This window comes from Methanolobus psychrotolerans (assembly GCF_002243045.1).
Lineage (GTDB): Archaea > Halobacteriota > Methanosarcinia > Methanosarcinales > Methanosarcinaceae > Methanolobus > Methanolobus psychrotolerans.
Genome location: NZ_MBKP01000012.1, coordinates 57,259 through 74,467 on the forward strand (window position 1 = coordinate 57,259; position 17,209 = coordinate 74,467).

Annotated in this window: 15 protein-coding genes; 10 read left to right on the top strand and 5 right to left on the bottom strand. The window is 40.6% G+C overall.

What is annotated here, in order from left to right; translation table 11 throughout:
• Positions 1–7: 7 nt before the first annotated feature.
• The 3 genes from BB781_RS06070 to BB781_RS06085 all read right to left on the bottom strand — a co-directional run bounded on the left by BB781_RS06070 (position 8) and on the right by BB781_RS06085 (position 3,322).
• Entirely contained in the window at positions 8–1,165 is a 1,158-nt protein-coding gene (locus BB781_RS06070) for a baeRF10 domain-containing protein (protein WP_094227611.1), read from the bottom strand.
• A 508-nt stretch (positions 1,166–1,673) separates the two neighbouring features.
• On the bottom strand, positions 1,674–2,282 hold the full coding sequence (locus BB781_RS06080) for a hypothetical protein (protein WP_094227612.1): 609 nt from the start codon (positions 2,280–2,282) through the stop codon (positions 1,674–1,676).
• 74 nt (positions 2,283–2,356) lie between these two features.
• A complete protein-coding gene (locus BB781_RS06085; protein ID WP_094227613.1) occupies positions 2,357–3,322 on the bottom strand; it encodes a hypothetical protein in 966 nt (321 codons plus the stop codon).
• A gap of 478 nt (positions 3,323–3,800) precedes the next feature.
• Between BB781_RS06085 and BB781_RS06090 the strand changes: the two genes are divergently transcribed.
• The 9 genes from BB781_RS06090 to BB781_RS06125 all read left to right on the top strand — a co-directional run bounded on the left by BB781_RS06090 (position 3,801) and on the right by BB781_RS06125 (position 12,982).
• On the top strand, positions 3,801–4,940 hold the full coding sequence (locus BB781_RS06090) for a hypothetical protein (RefSeq protein ID WP_094227614.1): 1,140 nt from the start codon (positions 3,801–3,803) through the stop codon (positions 4,938–4,940).
• A 23-nt stretch (positions 4,941–4,963) separates the two neighbouring features.
• Positions 4,964–5,113, top strand: coding sequence for a hypothetical protein (locus BB781_RS15650; protein ID WP_164997796.1), 150 nt, complete (start codon positions 4,964–4,966; stop codon positions 5,111–5,113).
• Between the two features lie 18 nt (positions 5,114–5,131).
• Positions 5,132–6,097, top strand: a complete 966-nt coding sequence (epsC, locus tag BB781_RS06095) for a serine O-acetyltransferase EpsC (RefSeq protein ID WP_094227615.1) — start codon at positions 5,132–5,134, stop codon at positions 6,095–6,097.
• A gap of 71 nt (positions 6,098–6,168) precedes the next feature.
• Entirely contained in the window at positions 6,169–7,113 is a 945-nt protein-coding gene (gene cysK / locus BB781_RS06100) for a cysteine synthase A (RefSeq protein WP_094227616.1), read from the top strand.
• A gap of 230 nt (positions 7,114–7,343) precedes the next feature.
• Positions 7,344–8,402 (top strand): GNAT family N-acetyltransferase, encoded by a 1,059-nt coding sequence (locus BB781_RS06105; RefSeq protein WP_094227617.1) that lies wholly within the window; start codon positions 7,344–7,346, stop codon positions 8,400–8,402.
• Between the two features lie 44 nt (positions 8,403–8,446).
• Positions 8,447–9,247: a hypothetical protein gene (locus BB781_RS06110; RefSeq protein ID WP_129582645.1), complete on the top strand. Its 801-nt coding sequence runs from the start codon at positions 8,447–8,449 to the stop codon at positions 9,245–9,247.
• A 231-nt stretch (positions 9,248–9,478) separates the two neighbouring features.
• Positions 9,479–9,748, top strand: coding sequence for a hypothetical protein (locus BB781_RS06115; RefSeq protein ID WP_164997797.1), 270 nt, complete (start codon positions 9,479–9,481; stop codon positions 9,746–9,748).
• A gap of 81 nt (positions 9,749–9,829) precedes the next feature.
• On the top strand, positions 9,830–10,918 hold the full coding sequence (gene dinB / locus BB781_RS06120) for a DNA polymerase IV (RefSeq protein ID WP_094227620.1): 1,089 nt from the start codon (positions 9,830–9,832) through the stop codon (positions 10,916–10,918).
• A 666-nt stretch (positions 10,919–11,584) separates the two neighbouring features.
• Positions 11,585–12,982 carry a GAF domain-containing sensor histidine kinase gene (locus BB781_RS06125; protein WP_094227621.1) on the top strand — a complete coding sequence of 466 codons (1,398 nt, stop codon included), beginning with the start codon at positions 11,585–11,587 and terminating at the stop codon, positions 12,980–12,982.
• Between the two features lie 35 nt (positions 12,983–13,017).
• Here BB781_RS06125 and BB781_RS06130 read toward each other — a convergent pair whose 3' ends face one another.
• A complete protein-coding gene (locus tag BB781_RS06130; RefSeq protein WP_094227622.1) occupies positions 13,018–13,803 on the bottom strand; it encodes a ribonuclease HI family protein in 786 nt (261 codons plus the stop codon).
• Positions 13,804–13,991: 188 nt separating this feature from the next.
• Positions 13,992–14,939 (bottom strand): CAP domain-containing protein, encoded by a 948-nt coding sequence (locus BB781_RS06135; RefSeq protein WP_164997798.1) that lies wholly within the window; start codon positions 14,937–14,939, stop codon positions 13,992–13,994.
• 351 nt (positions 14,940–15,290) lie between these two features.
• Between BB781_RS06135 and cooS the strand changes: the two genes are divergently transcribed.
• On the top strand, positions 15,291–17,195 hold the full coding sequence (gene cooS / locus BB781_RS06140) for an anaerobic carbon-monoxide dehydrogenase catalytic subunit (protein WP_094227624.1): 1,905 nt from the start codon (positions 15,291–15,293) through the stop codon (positions 17,193–17,195).
• Positions 17,196–17,209 lie beyond the last annotated feature (14 nt).

Sequence of the window (17,209 nt, forward strand, 5' to 3'; positions counted from 1 at the left end):
AAGATATCTAATATCTCAGCAGTGCACCCACCACATCATCGGAATCCAGGAAATCCTCTTTTTCTATGAATTCCACTTCCGCACCTGTGCGCCTGGCAAGCTCATATAGTTCTTCCACCACGTCTACAACCGATGTGGATCCTCCGCATTTGTCACATTCCTTTGGAGGTTGAGCATTTGCCTGAAGGTTCTGGCATCCCTCGCATATCCATCCGGGGACCGAGGAGCCTTTCAATATCAAAAGGACGTTCACTCTTGCTTGTTCCAGAGCAGACTTTACATCTTCCACACCCTGTACAGCTAAGCCACCTTTTAAGATTTCACTTTTGAATTCCTTCGATCTTTTACGGGAATCTGCAAGCTCATTTTCATGCAGGATAGAATTGCCTTTCTCTACAAGTTCATCACGGGAAATATCCATTGATACATCAATGAGATCCAGTACACTCTGCCGTACATCCTGAGGGAGCAATTCCAATAGTTGTTGTTTTGCATCCCCGGGTCCGGCAATGATCAGACCTCTTGTTTGTAGGTGATCACATGTGCCTTTTACGTTGTCAGCAACTTCGGACAGGAAGGATTTGATCGCTCCTTTCCTCAGGTGGTTGAAGCGCGTCTGGCTCCATCCCCCTTTTTTATGCTTGTTCATCAGGTCTGTAGAGAGGTGCTTTTTCTCCTCTGCAAGATCGGAGCGTATGCAAACAAACCTGGCTTCTCTTGAATCCACAAGAATAACACCATAATCATCATAGTCAGCTCTCAACCTTGCCAATGGAAGCAAAAATGGTGACGTGTCAAGGACCAGTGACTGCTCTGGCTCCACGGCCAGTCTATAAACATGAAGGAAAGATTCTGATGAGCAGGCAAATATGATCCTGCCTTTTTCGCCTGAAATTGCTGCTTCAATAATTGAGGGTTCAGCCATTTCAAAGGTCTTTTCAAATTCCGATCTTAGCTCGGAGGATAAAGCCTTTTTTATCGACTTCACCCTTGAATCCACAAATATGCGATTCAAATGTTCATTTTCCCTGCCAGACACGGGGAAGCATACTGAAAGATAAATGTCCTTCTCATCATAGATTTCAGCCAGAGCCTTGATATCAATTTCAGTTACAGGCATCAGGTCTTCACTGATGACCTTCCGTAAATCCTGCTGAGGTTTCATAAAAGGTTTAACATTGTCTTGTATTTAAAAGTTGTTTAATTGTCCGCTTTGTCCGAAAAATGTGGTATTCATCGGTAAACAACACAAATTTTCGATCAAAATCAGTATTATTCGGTCAAGCTAAGAAATTAGACAATATTTACTTCATGTTTTCAGCCACAATTATTATTGATTTTAGTAAGCTTGCTTATTCTGTTGAAAGACAAGATTCAAAGGATGTTCGGCAAAAGATACTGAGTATATCTTATTCTGAATGGAAGAAGATGCGATTTTCTAAGGGTACTTTGCATTATATGAAGAAGAATGCTGAAGCTGATAAGCCTTTTACTATGAATGCTCATGTTAGGGATAGGTTGGAGATGTGGCAAAGATATTGACAGAACTACAAAAATGTGGCTGGAACTAAAAAAGAAAAAGTTATGGAATTAGATTACTCCTTCCTGCGCTAGAAGGAGAATGCCAAACTTTTGCGATTTGTGGATTGTTGCCTCCAGGTATTGTTGGTGGATCAAGGGGTATTTTCATCCATCCTTTTTCTACAAATTCGTTCAATTTCTAATGCATTTGGTATTCCAATCATATGTATTACATCAGGAACATATCTTTGCTGAGGAGGACCATATCTTCGATCGTGATTGCTAGAAACCATTCTACCAGTTATCAGCTGCAAATGTATATTCCCGTTTTCAGTATTTCCACTTACCTTGATGTCTCCAGAAAATTGCTTCCAGTCGACAGATCTTATTTTACCTTTTCTGTAACTCACCAACCTTGTTGGTGTTCCTACAAAATAGCCACCCTTTCCAAATAGAGAAAAAATACTCCATCCTAATATTCCAATACCAATTAAAACAAATAGGCTAGGGAATAAGGCGTGAAATAAATCTCCAAAACTTGCAACGGTCAGAAATTCATTTGAAGCGAAATTAATTCGATTAAGATCTACTGAAAAGGAAAGTGCAAGAGGAACACTGATAGCAAGCCAAAAAATTGCAACAACTAATCTAGATAATGCCGTACTAAATGACTCCTTACGTTTAGCTTTTACTGCAAAATCTTTCGTTTCAGAACCAATGGCAAAAATCAAGTCTTGTGGTAACGAAATGTTTTCGATCATTTTTAAACCCTTTATCTTAATTATATGTATTTATATTCAAATTACAGCATAAAATAATGAACTCTGTATATGCATTATGTCTTACTTTTCAAGAAAATAGTTAAAATTAAGAGACTTGTTATTGTGAATATGGAGCTAAATCCAGGCATTAAGTTTTGTCCAGATTCAACTCCATTCAACTCTTGTGGTTCAACTTCTAATCTTGATCTCATCAACTCTGTGCGATGGTCAATATCTTTCTGAATAATTGTTTGACTAGAATTCCAATTGGATATTGATTCCGAACTTCTATCCAGTTCATCTTCATAGAAACTTAAATCCTCAGTCATAAAATCGTAATTAGACCCATAATGATTAGTGAGTGAATTTACAATGAAGGGCATTTCGTTGTTAGTACGAATTAGTACTCCGTTGAGCACCTGCTCTTCCTCATAATAAGCCGCCTGTTTTTGCGTGAAAATTTCAGCATCTTCAACACACCTATCCACTCCGCTAAATATGGATGTAACATTCGTCACTTCATTATCAGCTGAGAGAAGATTAGAGTATTGTTGTTCCAGATCCATGTAAATACATGCTCCATTTTTCAAGTTATCAGAATCATAAGATGTCATATATTCATTTCCTGATAACGTTGCATAGAATTCGTAACCACGACTAGAGAGCTCCCTGTACTCTTTTAATGACATAATAAAGTAAAAATCGTTAAACTCGGTCCCCTTCTGATCTACATACTCATAAATAGTAAAAGCAAATATCACTTTTTCAGATATGTTTTCATCTTTGACAAATTCACCTGTATTTGCATCAAAAACAAGCTCCCCTGCCAAACCATTTTCATCACTAAAATGAACTAAATAGTATGAGTTGTTTGCGTAATCGTAAGGGCCATCAGTGTTCATAACTTCATTGTTAAGTGCATAAGGTAAAGCATAATTTAGTACGATGTCAGTTCTTTCGAGTTGTTCCCCTGAAACCATACCAACCGAAAACATAATTGTCGATACAAACAAAAAGAATAATATATATTTTTTAGTCATTTACAACCAGCCCATATATGGTAATATATGTAATCTAATCAGGTTATTAGGTAATTATTAAAGAATGTTTCGATGTAATATTATTATAAAATTTGACTATTAATACAGTTAATTTAGTTTTGTTTAGATACAAAAAATTAAAGAATGGTCTGTTTGTCCCTAAGTTTGATAACAATGCGCATTATTGATAAAAGTTCGGTTTTTTGGCGTTACCTATTACCTAAAATGATTATGCGAGATATTGGATTAGAACTCGATTCAAAAATAAATAAAATATGTTAATTAAAAATTTGATAGGGCCACATATGCTCCCATTCTTTCTGAGAATAATCAGGAATTGTATTTATAAACTGCATCGAATAATTTAGAAGGAGCCAGTATCATTTTCAGGCAAATGCACGATTTTTTAGACAAAACGTTAAATCACCGTCCTTAAGGCGCAAAAAGAGTAAATAAGAATCCTGCCAGAGTTTTGTCTATGTCTCCTGAAATGCAGCCTCATGATGATACGACTCTCATCTCCAGTTCACGCCAGTACATAGCGTCCATGCTTGACAAACTGCCGGAATCACTGAAAGATGCAGGCAGGGAAACGGTGGTCCAGGTCGTATGTGATGAACTCCGTAAGATTCCTGTTCCGCTATTGGGGTCCATACTTGCAAAGGCGGTTGAGAAGCAGTTTGGAGGAGAGAAAGCCACCGATGATTCCGTATATGAACTTGGGGAAATGCTCCAGAGCATGCAGGAATCCGATGACGCGTTTCAGAGACAGCTGGAGAGTATCAACATTTTCCTGCCTGAAATTATGGAGGCTATAACTCAACAGGAACAGCGGATGCAGAAGAGGGATACTCCAGACCTACGGGTACTCAGTGCAAAGCTAGACCTGAAATATCCTGTTAACGATAACGAACTTCGCATCATTCTCTCTAATACAGGTGACAGCTCGGTAATGGTGGATGAGATATTCCTTGAGGTCAGGGACTGGGAACCTGACACAAACATAGATTTCAGTATGCCTGCCGCCCCGATGCAGATGCTATTTTTAAAGGCAGAGCTTTCAGTGGAAAAAACTGAGTATCCGCTTTTCAGTTTGAACAATACACAACCCCGTATCTTTGGAGAGCGAGGTGACGGGGCGGAGCTCATAGTTATACAACTCTCGTCGGTCAACAACGCAAAGTACAGCTTGCAATTGAGAATACCTTATCAGGATCTTTCCACTGGAAATAAAGGGATTGTCTATTACCCTGATACAGGAGAAAATCTAATTGAACTTTCTTTCCCATATTCACCGGGATGGAATAAGGATATCACAACTGAATCAATACTGGAAAGGACAAAGATATTCTCACAGATGGAACTCAAATTCAGGAAAATATACTCGATACTGAAGGATGTTTATAGTTCTGATGAGAAGAATATTGAAACAGCTAATGAAAAATTATTTGCTACCGGACTTACAACTGGGATTGGTACCTTTCCTGACATAGGCTCCATGCTCTTGGTTTTCGGACCGATCTTTCTGAAACTGGCTCCTTCTGACAAATCGCTTGAAGTTGAGAAATTGATCCGGGACATACGTTCGATGCTGCCCGGGAAGTCTCAAAGCTTTTAAATGTTATTGTCTGCAATCCTTATATGGGATTGCTGGAAGTGGATGGTCAATTAGGGGTTGATATGGCATTTTGTGGCATTTTGCCGGAAAAAGAACTTATATATACTGCCCTGTTCTCTAAAACATATGGCGTGTTCACAGTGTTAACACTTCGAAATTCTGAGCCTAAATAAGATGAAGATGGGATAAATATGGGTAACAAATCACCAGCAGAGCAGAAAAGATGCACGATACTGGATTCCATGGTCGATAACAGGTACCGGTCAGAAATCCCTGCAATAGTGGATATGGTCATAAACAGTTGCTCTGAAAAAGGATGTTTTGACCATCTGGATGCTGCAGTAATACCATCAAAAGAATCGCTTATAGAAATAATAGATCTGATAAAGGATATTCTCTTCCCCGGATACTTTGGGGACCAGACCGTTGACAGAAACACACTTTCATATCACATCGGGAACGAAATAACCGATCTCTTTGGCAAACTTTCAAAACAAATAACCAACAGCATCATACAGGAATGTAATCGCTATGATCAGGACTGTACCGATTGCATAGACCGCGGTCAGGAAGAAACATTGAAATTCCTGAAGAATATCCCTGAATTAAGGGCTATGCTAGCATCGGATATTGTAGCCACATACGAAGGAGACCCGGCGGCTAAAAGTTATGATGAGATCATTTTCAGTTATCCTGGAATATTTGCCATGACTGTTTACAGGTCAGCGCATCAGCTGCACAGGCAGGGAATATCCACACTTCCCCGGATAATGACCGAATATGCCCACAATATAGTTGGAATTGACATTCACCCTGGAGCAAGGATTGGAAAAGGATTCTTTATAGACCATGGGACTGGTGTTGTCATCGGCGAGACCTGTGAGATAGGGGATAACGTGCGTATCTATCAAGGTGTGACCCTTGGTTCCCTGAGTTTTCCAAAAGATGAAAAAGGAGAACTTATCCGCGGGGAAAAGAGGCACCCTACCATAGAAGATGACGTTATCATCTATTCAAATGCAACCATCCTCGGGGGAGGAACAAGAATCGGAGCACGTTCGGTTATTGGCGGAAACGTATGGATAACTAAGTCCGTGCCACCGGACACGAAAGTTATCATCGAGGAACCAAGGCTTATCTTCAGAGAAAAAAAGTGAGAATATACCATTGAAAGTATTTTTATTATTTTGAAATACCAGAATCAACTAATCTAAAAGGAGTTGGGAAAATCCGAATATATGAAGACATTACTAAAACCATTGGTAATACACCACTTGTGCGTTTGAACAGGATAACTGAAGGATGCCATGCAACCGTAGTTGCAAAAGTGGAAGCTTTCAATCCCTTAAGTTCTGTCAAGGACCGTATCGCTTTGAATATGATAGAGACAGCTGAAAAGGACGGATGCCTCAATAAAGATACTGTCATCGTTGAACCAACTTCAGGAAATACCGGTATTGGACTGGCATTTGTCTGTGCAGCAAAAGGGTACCGCCTTATTCTGACTATGCCGGAAACAATGAGTATTGAAAGAAGGAAGATCGTTAAGTTGCTGGGTGCTGAGATTATCCTGACACCAGCAAGTAAAGGCATGAAAGGGGCCATAGATGAGGCCGAAAGAATGGCAAAAGAGATTCCCAATGCTTTTGTCCCTCACCAGTTCATGAACCCTGCAAATCCTGATATCCACCGCCGTACAACGGCTGAGGAGATATGGAAAGACACAAATGGCAAAGTGGATTTTGTTGTGGCTGGTGTCGGTACAGGTGGAACCATAACCGGAATTTCAGAAGTTATCAAATCCCGGAAACCCTCTTTTAAGTCAATTGCAGTTGAACCTGAGGATTCGCCCGTTCTTTCCGGCGGCAATCCCGGCCCTCACAAGATACAGGGAATCGGTGCAGGTTTCATCCCCGATGTGCTGAACATGGATATCATCGATGAGGTTATCAAGGTCAGCAACGATGATTCTTTTGAAACTGCAAGACAGATTGCAAAAAAGGAAGGAATACTTGCAGGAATATCATGTGGAGCCGCCCTTCATGCAGCTCTGCAGGTGGCAAAAAGAGAAGAGAATACCGGAAAACTCATAGTTGTAATATTGCCTGACACCGGTGAGAGATACCTTAGTACAGCACTCACTGATCTTGAAGAAGAAACTATAGCAACATGACTGAAAGCAGGTGACATCTAGCATTAGAAATAATTAGTCATCTGCCTTCACTTATTATTATTTATTCTGATTTATTTATACCCACAACTTATATATCCAATCAACTTCAAGATTTATTTGGGAGTATTTAGAACACAGATAATTTGCAACATGGAGTTGTAACTTTGTTTTTCCGGTTTTTTGTTTACCGGTAGATGGAACACATAAAGAAAATGGTTTGGGGTAATTGAATGGTAAATATCAGATCTTTTAAAGAAGAAGATAACGAAACCCTGCTAAGTATTGAGAGACTGTGTCCTCAGGGAAATGAAGAATGCGCAGTGGCAGTTGATAAGGGACCGGATATAACTGCAAGGTATGATCTTTACGATAACTGGGAGATTCGTGTTGCAGAGGAGAATGACACAACCGTAGGCTGGATAGGCTGGACTATAAAACAGGGTCCAGAACAAAAATATGTTTACGTAGCTGAGGTTATGGTCCGTCCGGATTACCGGAGACAGGGAATAGCAGTCAAGCTCCTGAGAGAAGCAGAAAAAGCCGCTCATGATGCCAAAGTCTCACATATCTACTGCTATATATACGAGCCGAATAAACCTTCCATGAAGCTTGCTGAAAAGCTGGGATACATTCAGGAAAAGGATGTCAGGATAATTGCAATGTCCGCATACAAAAAAGAACATGCAGAAAGAGAGTATGAACTTGCAAGAATAGACGGAACGGACCTGCCCGAAGCTGTAAGGCTTATTAACAGTTATTATAATGGAAAAGCTCATTTTTTTCCATTTACTGTACCAAGTTTCAGGACATATGCGAATCGTGTACTTGGATACGGACTTGAGAACTTCCTTGTGGCAAAATGGAAAGGCAAAATTGTTGCCTGTGGGGGTTTCTGGGACTCTTCGGTTCTCATGGAAATCACTTACACAAAAGAACCAATGATGTGGAAACTCATGGCAAATGCCTATGGAATACTCAGACATTTCATCAGTATGCCAAGAATACCAGCTGAAGACGAGTTCTTTACATTTCATTCCATAGTGGACCATGCATTTGAACCCGAACATGCACTTGCAATGGAAGAGATACTGGACTACTGCAATAACCTCATGTTCGATACTAAATGTGAGTTCTTTGGGACATATACAGACCCTGATGACCCAATACTTGAAGTTGTAAAGAAATTCAAACCACTGTCTGAAACAATGTACCTCTACGCAAAACCAGTTTCAGGAAAACTACCTGATTTCAGCAGTATCTATGTGGATTGCAGAGACCCGATACTCTGAAAATGAAACACATAATTCCAGGAACCGGAAAGAGGGGGGATATATTGACGGATCCACATTCCTTTTTCTCTGCAGATACAAGAAACATGAATGACAGTACGCATGACTTGAAACAAGAACTGGAGACTTTTAAAAGTATAAGGTCTGCTTTCATGAAGTGGACTCTGTATCTTTTACCCTGGGCCATATTGATAACAATCATATTCATAATATTGAACTATCAGGTAAATGCCGGGAGAATTATGTATATCACAGGTCTTCTTACAGCAGCAATGAGCCTGTTTGCCTTCCAGATACTAATGCAAAAGATTCCCCGGACCTTCAAAACCATATGGGACCGGAAAATAGTTATTGAATGTGAATCAGCTTCACCGGATGTGGAACAAGAGACAGGCCTTCCTGATGAACATGAAAAGATAACAGGCAGAAATCATCTTGAAATGAAATATCTTGAATTCATCCGCAATCTAGAGAAACTCGTGAACAACCCATTCCAGTTCCTGTCTGGTATCTTCTTTTCACTTTTTGTTCTCACCTGGCAGTACAGCTCAAAGGGTGAATTCCTCATAGCTTTCATCATCGGAATAATGGCATGGAAAATGACAATAACTGCCATATATGTATGGAAAATAGGGAAATATTTTTGCATTGAACCACAACTCGGACATGCTGATAAATGCGGAGGGCTGTCTCCTCTGGGTGAGCTTTGCCTTTGGAACGCACTTATAGTTACCATACCCGCGATATATCTGGGTTCCTGGATTGTCATCGGTATGATAACTGAACCCCAGACAGCATATTTTATTATTTTTGCTAAATATAGTGAACTTTTCTTTAAATCCTGAGTTCCCAAGTTTTAAGCGCATATCAGCAGGAGATGTAAATAGAAAACGCCACTAGAATTTGATTTTTACTTCTTGCCAAACGGAATAATGTTGTAAAATATAAGCACATATTTCCGCATCAAGAGACGCGTATGCGCCTAAAAAGGCGGAAGTCAGGTTAAATTGCTTTTTGTACCGGTGTTCTTTGCTCTTATAGCCTTTTTCCTGCCTCTGTGGAGCACCCACCAACTGATGCTCAGATGGAAAGAGAAAAAACAATCCCAACTGGACCATCTGGGGCAGTGCATCGATCGTCTTGAGTGTAAGATATTTGAGGAAGCTGAAAGCATGGACAAAAAGGAATATGAATATATTTTCAGGGAGCGTGAATTGATGGAGCACGTCTATAAACAGAACAAGATGATACCTGTCTGGCCATCAATATTGAGATCATTCTTAAATTGCTGCTTTCACAAAGTATCCCTTTTTTCGGAATTATCTCACAGACTTTCAATTTCATAAGGAAGCTATCCTGATAAATCCACTGCGAAAATAGCTCTTATCAGTTAACAATAAAAAGTACCTGAACCTTCTTACTTACTAATGGAACGCGTGATAATCCATGTGGACATGGACTACTTCTATGCTGCAATAGAAGAGAGAGAAGATCCTTCCCTTAAAGGAAAGGCCGTTGTAGTCTGCATGTACTCTAACAGGGGAGAATCCGGTGGAGCGGTAAGCACTTCTAATTATGTTGCCAGGGAGGCTGGTATTCATTCTGCAATGCCCTGCAAACTGGCAAGATCCAAAAGTCCCGATGCTGTATTCCTGCCGGTACGCAAGCCTTTCTACGAGGACGTTTCTGCAAAAGTGATGGAGATATTGAGATCCAATGCAGACAGCGAGGAAAGGTTTGAGAAAATTAGTATTGATGAGGCATTCCTGGATATTACCGAATCATGCAAAGGTGATTATGAACTTGCAGAGGAAATAGGCCAGAGAATAAAAGAGGAAGTAAAGTCCCGTGAAAGGATAACTTGTTCTGTAGGCATAGGTCCTAACAAACTCATTGCCAAGATGGCATCCTCTTTCCAGAAACCTGATGGCATAACCGTTGTGATACCTGAAGATGCGCAAGGATTTCTCAAGCCCATGCCTGTGAAGAAATTATGGGGAATAGGGAGGGTTACAGAGGATAAGTTATCTGAAATGGGGATCAGGATAGTTGAAGAACTGGCTGCTTTTGATGTCATGGAACTCATCTCTGTATTTGGAAAGAACAAAGGCATGTGGCTCAAGCAGGCTGCATCCGGTATTGATGAAACTCCTGTGAAGGAAAGAACAACTACTGACCAGATAGGCAGGATGGCATCGCTTAAGACTGACAGCAGAAATGGAACTATGATATTTTCATTGCTTGATGAACTTATAGATGATGTCATAAGCAAAGTAAAAGCAAGGAAAGTGTCTTTCCGTTCAGTGACAGTAACTGTTATATTTTCAAATTTTAAAACTTCAACAAAGAGTCGCACATTCGGTCATGCCATAAGTGACCAGGATATACTCAGCGGAAATGTAAAAGAAATGATGAACCAGTTCCTTGAGGAAAGTACAATTGACTTCAGGAGAATAGGGGTCAGGGTAGACAGCCTGCAGGAAGCCACCGGACAGAAAAACCTGTTTGATTTTTGATGGATAGAGTTATGATAATAGATTACAGTATTATTGTTGTAAATATCATATTGTGACAGGTGACAGATGAGATGCGCTTTGCTTCAATTGAAGCAAGGAATATGGCATAATAAAGTTGTTGCAATATGGAGTAATTATGATTATGACGCAGATGCACGTTTTAGTAAATATTGCAACACAAAATTGTAAGTATTATATCAAATATTGATTTTTGTTAAATATCTGATATTTGATATATTATGTCTTTATAATTTTATTCAATCTCCCAATATAGATTTTATACTTGATTTCTCAGGAAAGCTGAAATCAAGAAGTCATTTATGACTATCATTCTCATCATCATATCAATTCATGCAGGATACATATAAATATGAGAATTCAAGACTGTTTCTCAGTAAGTAGTATAAAATTATACTATAGATATAACAAATTACAGGATAAGATTGTTATTTCGATAACTGAGGGATTCATATTTCAACCGACGAAATAAAAAACGATGAGCTAAAGAATTACCAGCTCAACATCTTAAAAAAAACCCTTGCATCGGTACAGGATCTTATAGTCGTTATAGACCGTGAACTGAGAATTGTAACAAGCAACTGGAAGAACTGTGATTCAATACCTGCAAACGAAAAACAGGGGCACCCTTTCTGCTATAACTGCCTGATGCAGCGCATCACACCATGTGAACAATGTCGTCTCCTTGAAGTATTTGCAACCGGAGCATGCAGAAAATTTGAGATAGAAGACCCTCTTGATAACAAGACAAAACTCATCGAGCTGTCTCCTGTTTTTGATGAGGACGGCAATGTAACAATGGTCGTCAGACATGCAAAGGATATAAGTGAGCGCAAATCTGTGGAGAAAGTCCTGCAGATGAGGGAGAAACAACAGGCTGCTGTTGCCAAACTGGGACAGGACGGACTTGCCGGAGCGGGCCTTGATACCCTTATGCAGGAATCTGTCAAACTTGTAACCAGCACACTTGATGTTGAATATTGCAGGATAATGAAACATGAGAATGCTAATTCAGTAATGGTTGCAGGTGTCGGATGGGAAGAAGAATGTGAAATTAAGCCTGAAAATGAGAAAAATGAGATCGTCTGTTACACCCTCTATTCAGGTGAAAGAGAAATAGTTCATGAGAACAGACCACAGGAGAAATTCAGTGGCTTATCCCTGCTGAAAAGTCATGGGATAGTCAGCGGCATGGATGTAACAATCGGAAGCAGGGAAAAGCCTTTTGGAACTATGAATGTGCATACAACTCAAAAAAGAGTCTTTACAAATGATGATATGCACTTTGTGCAGTCTTTGGCCAATGTGCTTGCCGAATCCCTTAGCAGGAAGCAGACTGAAGAGAACCTTAAAAAATACGCCAGAGAACTTGAGGATGCAAACTATCTCAAAGTGCTGTTCACTGACATACTTACACATGACCTGCTCAACCCTGCAAATATAATAAGGGGTTTCACTGAGGAACTCATTATTCTGGAAGATGAGGAAAGCAAGAAAAACCTCCTTGACAGGATACACAAGAACAACGAAAAGCTGATCTATATGATAGAGTCGGCTTCTAAGTTCATTAAACTGGAATCTATCGAAGACATCAGATTTGAAGAGCAGGATTTTGTACCGATTCTGGATAAGGTCGTCAGGAACTTTGGTCCTGAATTGAAGAAAAAGGACATTGAACTGGATTTCAAATCAGCAAGAGAATGTCCTTCACTTATTAATCCTCTTATAGAGGAAGTATTCCTGAACCTGCTTTCAAACGCCATTAAATACAGCCCTCCAAAAGGAAAAATAACTATTAATATCTCAGATATCGGAGACAAATGGAAAATCATGGTTAGTGATGTTGGTCCCGGTATCAGCAATGAGGACAAGGCCATGATATTTGAGCGCTTCAGGCGGGCAGACAAAGGAAGCGTAAAGGGAAGCGGTCTTGGACTTGCCATTGTCAAGAGAATAGTTGAACTTCACAACGGAGAGGCCGGAGTAGACAGCAATCCACTTGGCAGGGGAAGTATATTCTGGTTCACTGTTAAAAAAGCACTATGAACCCGACTAAGTAAAAAGAGGCATAATTTTCTTTTTCATCTCTTTTTCTTTTTACTGATCTCAATATCTACTTTAACTTTCCTGATGGCAAGATCCATTGCAAGCCCGCGTAACATCCATCTAAGTACAGATGCCTGATGACTTACATTATCGGGAAATTCCTTCTGCACAATGACAGATGCCTTTTCCCCGACTTCTTTCTGTAATTCATCAAGTCTCTTTCTGGAAAAAGCATCCATACCACCTGTTTTCAATTGAGCGAATGATTTAAAACCGGGAGAAGAGGAGGTATTCAATTCATTTATGCTCAGTTTTAATTGAGGAGAAACAGGCGATGAGTTTACATCCGCAACGAATCTTCTTTCTTCTGGTCTGACAGGTGAAGCTTTTGATGGAATGTTCGCTGAGTTTTTTGACGATGACTTAGGCATTGCCAGCCTGTCAGCCATGCTGTTCTGTTCCCTGGGTATCCAGCCAAACTTAACCTGAAGACCACTTTTATTGATTGTAGATGATATCTGCTTATTTATCTCTGCAAGGTTGGGATTATTGATCTTCCATTTACCTGACATCTGGTTTATAACGAGTCTGCTGTCACCATAAACCTGAAGAGGACCTTTACCACCAAATTTCAGGTAGGCAAGTATTCCCTCTTTCAGTGCAGTATACTCAGCAACATTATTGGTATTTACAGATGAAGGCTTTTTTTCCTTGCTGCCTTCTGTGGGAGTCTTGCCACTGCTCCAGTTAATAACCCATCCAAAACCCATAATTCCTCCTGGATTGGGGTCACAGGAGCCGTCAAAGTTCAGTGTGTCCATAGTATGGTTGAAAGTTAGTCATTGCTTTTGTATCTTTAGGTGCTGAAGACAAAAAAGAAGATATAAGCTTCTGGTCTATTTTTTAAATAACTATTTAAATAAAAGTGATAAGTGTGAGTTTCCCCGCACTACCTTATTTTTTATCCTTTTTTACATCTAACTACTCAAACCTAGTCCAAGCTTTAGATTCAAGCATTGTACACAGCGGCAAATTCCACAAAATCATCAAAATCAACATCTCCATCATCATCAAAATCGAATATTGAAGAGTATTTTGTATCTGTTGATATTGATTCATATGCTTGGGCAAATTCCACGAAATCATCAAAATCAACGTCTTTATCACCATCAAAGTCTCCTTTTATGGATTTAGAAGAGGCCACTTCAAGCATCCAGCTGACAGAATCCGTTCCTTTGGAACTTACCGCAGTCGCTTCAACTTCATGAATGGTTTCTGAAGGTGATCGCATATTGTAGGAAGAGAAGGTCACATTTTCGTCGGTTTTAACGATAGTACCATCTACTGACCACCTTACATCACATGCAGCATTTGTCCGTATGCTGAAAAGCTGGTCACCTCCATTTGAAATGATGCTACTTGATGCAGGGTCGGATGAAGTTATGGATAATGGATTTTCTGCATTTGGGTTCCAGCCAAAGTCCTGGGTATACATTGCAGTGTTTGAATATGAAGAGTATTCTCCGACCCATATACCAATGCCAATCTCATTATAGTTAGCACTCAGGATATTAGCCCTGTGACCTGCGGAATTCATAAGGTTCTCGTGAGCTTTCACAACATTTGGAGGATAGTTCATAGCAATGTTCTCAGCAATACGATAGATGGGGTAGCCGACATCCTTTATCCTTTCTGAGAAAGGAGTACCATCATATGAGTTGTGGGAGAAGTAATCCTCTTCTATCATCTCTTTACTATGCTCCCTGGCAACCTGGGTAAGCACAGGGTTGAAACTTAAAGGCTCAAGGCCGTAATTCAGCCTTTCATTGTTAATAAGGTCCAGCATTTGTTGTTCCTGGACTGCATACACATCTTCTGCAAATGCAATTGATGTAAAGCAGGACAGCAGGATGATAAATCCTAAAATGTATCCTGTTAGATTATACGTTTTGTTCATGATAAGATCCTCATAGGAACCGTCCATTAGTTTGTTCCTTTTGAGGAAATGTATCCACTATATTATATATATTCTTATATAATAAATTGTGACAGATAATTATCTTGGTAAATGTAACATTAATAGAATAAGTCAGAATGTATACAATATGACAGCTAAGGACCAATCGTTTAAAACTCATTGTGTTGATATTACAGGCTATTGAATATAATTTAGGAATTCATGCGTTATAAAACATAGGTTTGTTGCTATAATAAAATCTTCAAATTCATTTTCCAAAGAGTTTTTATCTCCTGCTCCCCCAAATATATAATAAAGCCAAAAACGCAATTTAAAGTAGGGGGGAATTTTGTGGAAGAAGACAGAATATCTTATCATGACTCAGTGCGCACAGTGTACAAAAGAATTAAAGAAGACGGCATGACCAATATATGGGACCGCTACGAAGCCCAGGGGATGGGGGGCAATCCTGACAGGAGATGTAATTTCTGTCAGGGAGGCATGCGCTGTGACCTCTGTTCTAACGGTCCCTGCCGTGCAGATGCTGCCAAGGATAAAAGAGGTGTCTGCGGGATAACTGCCGATGGCATGGCTATGCGCATGATGCTACTGCGCAATGTAATGGGAGCTTCTACCTACCAATACCACACGAACCAGACCATCACAACATTGAGAGCCACTGCAAAGGGTGAAACACCTTTTAAAATAACAGAAGAAGAGAAACTGAGAAACTTTGCAGGCAGGATGGGCGTGGATAACAGCGGTGATGTGAATGATGTTGCACTGCAACTCTGTGATTTTGTGGAAGCTGATTTTACAAGGGAATACGGGAAACCCAGCAAGATCGTGGAGATGCTTGCACCAAAAGAAAGACAGGAACTGTGGAAGAATATCGGTATCTTTCCCGGAGGTATCCAGACCGAAATACTCAGATCCACAAGCTCAGCCCTGACCAATGTAGATGGGAACTATGTCAGCCTTGCGCTCAAAGCCATGAAACTCGGAGTGGCAATGGCATACCAGAGCCAGATAGTCAATGAGTACTGCCAGGACATAATTTTCGGATTACCCCGTCCCCATAAAATGAGAGTTGACCTGGGTGTGCTTGATCCTGATTACATAAACATCCTGCCCAACGGACACGAACCATTCCTAGGATTTGCCATGGTACAGCTTGCAAGGAAGCAGGAGTGGCAGGACAAGGCAAAGCAGGTTGGTGCTAAGGGTCTGCGGATAATTGCAAACATTGAGACGGGTCAGGAAATGATCCAGAGATGGGAGATGGATGACGTTTTCTACGGATTTACCGGAAACTGGCTCATGCAGGAGGCTGTGCTTGCAAGCGGTTGTGTGGACGTCTTTGTTGCAGATATGAACTGCTCCATGCCCATAGACCCTATGTATGCTGAAAATTACAAATTCAAGCTCATCCCCGTGAGCGATCTTATTTCATTTGAAGGTGTCAGCGAACGTCTGGATTACATACCTGAAAAAGCCAGTGAACAGGCGGCACAACTGCTGCAGATGGGAATTGATAATTTCAAGGAGCGCAGGGAATCAGTAGAACCTGTAACAGGATTACCATTCAGCGAAGCAGTTGTGGGATTTTCCACAGAGAGCATACTGGAAGCATTTGGCGGGAAACTCGATCCACTTCTGGATGCCATCAAAAAAGGTACCTTACGAGGAGTTGCAGGGCTTATTTCCTGTACGACACTGAGGGATTCAGGACAGGACAGTCACAGCATTGCAGTTGCAAAGGAACTCATCAAAAAGGATGTAATTGTATTATCCATGGGATGCGGCAACGGAGCCATGCAGGTTGGAGGACTTTGCAGCTCTGAAGCAAAAGAACTTGCGGGACCCGGACTGAAGTCCATATGTGAAGCACTTGGCATTCCTCCGGTGCTCAGCTATGGAACCTGCACAGATACTGGCAGAATTGCCGACCTGATAGCTGCCGTGTCAGCCGGTCTTGGCGGGGTGCCAATCCCTGACCTTCCAATAGTTGCCACTGCTCCTGAATATATGGAACAGAAGGCTACTATCGATGCTGTCTTTGCTCTTGCACTGGGACTCTATACACATGTCAATCCCGTTCCAACTGTAACAGGGGCACCAAATCTGGTAAAACTGCTCACAGAAGACTGCAAAAATATCACAGGTGGGGTTTTAAACGTGGAAACTGATGCAGTGAAAGCAGTAGAACTTATGCTTGAGCACATCGAGAATAATCGCAAGAAACTCGGCATCTGAACCTTTAAGCGGGG

Bases quoted from the DNA above. Each gene is read 5' to 3' on its own strand.
- epsC (WP_094227615.1), top strand. From the start codon at position 5,132: ATGGGTAACAAATCACCAGCAGAGCAGAAAAGATGCACGATACTGGAT.
- BB781_RS06125 (WP_094227621.1), top strand. From the start codon at position 11,585: ATGCAGCGCATCACACCATGTGAACAATGTCGTCTCCTTGAAGTATTT.
- BB781_RS06080 (WP_094227612.1), bottom strand. From the start codon at position 2,282: ATGATCGAAAACATTTCGTTACCACAAGACTTGATTTTTGCCATTGGT.
- BB781_RS06070 (WP_094227611.1), bottom strand. From the start codon at position 1,165: ATGAAACCTCAGCAGGATTTACGGAAGGTCATCAGTGAAGACCTGATG.
- BB781_RS06130 (WP_094227622.1), bottom strand. From the start codon at position 13,803: ATGGACACACTGAACTTTGACGGCTCCTGTGACCCCAATCCAGGAGGA.
- BB781_RS06090 (WP_094227614.1), top strand. From the start codon at position 3,801: ATGTCTCCTGAAATGCAGCCTCATGATGATACGACTCTCATCTCCAGT.
- BB781_RS06115 (WP_164997797.1), top strand. From the start codon at position 9,479: ATGCTCAGATGGAAAGAGAAAAAACAATCCCAACTGGACCATCTGGGG.
- BB781_RS06085 (WP_094227613.1), bottom strand. From the start codon at position 3,322: ATGACTAAAAAATATATATTATTCTTTTTGTTTGTATCGACAATTATG.
- BB781_RS15650 (WP_164997796.1), top strand. From the start codon at position 4,964: ATGGGATTGCTGGAAGTGGATGGTCAATTAGGGGTTGATATGGCATTT.
- BB781_RS06135 (WP_164997798.1), bottom strand. From the start codon at position 14,939: ATGAACAAAACGTATAATCTAACAGGATACATTTTAGGATTTATCATC.
- BB781_RS06105 (WP_094227617.1), top strand. From the start codon at position 7,344: ATGGTAAATATCAGATCTTTTAAAGAAGAAGATAACGAAACCCTGCTA.
- dinB (WP_094227620.1), top strand. From the start codon at position 9,830: ATGGAACGCGTGATAATCCATGTGGACATGGACTACTTCTATGCTGCA.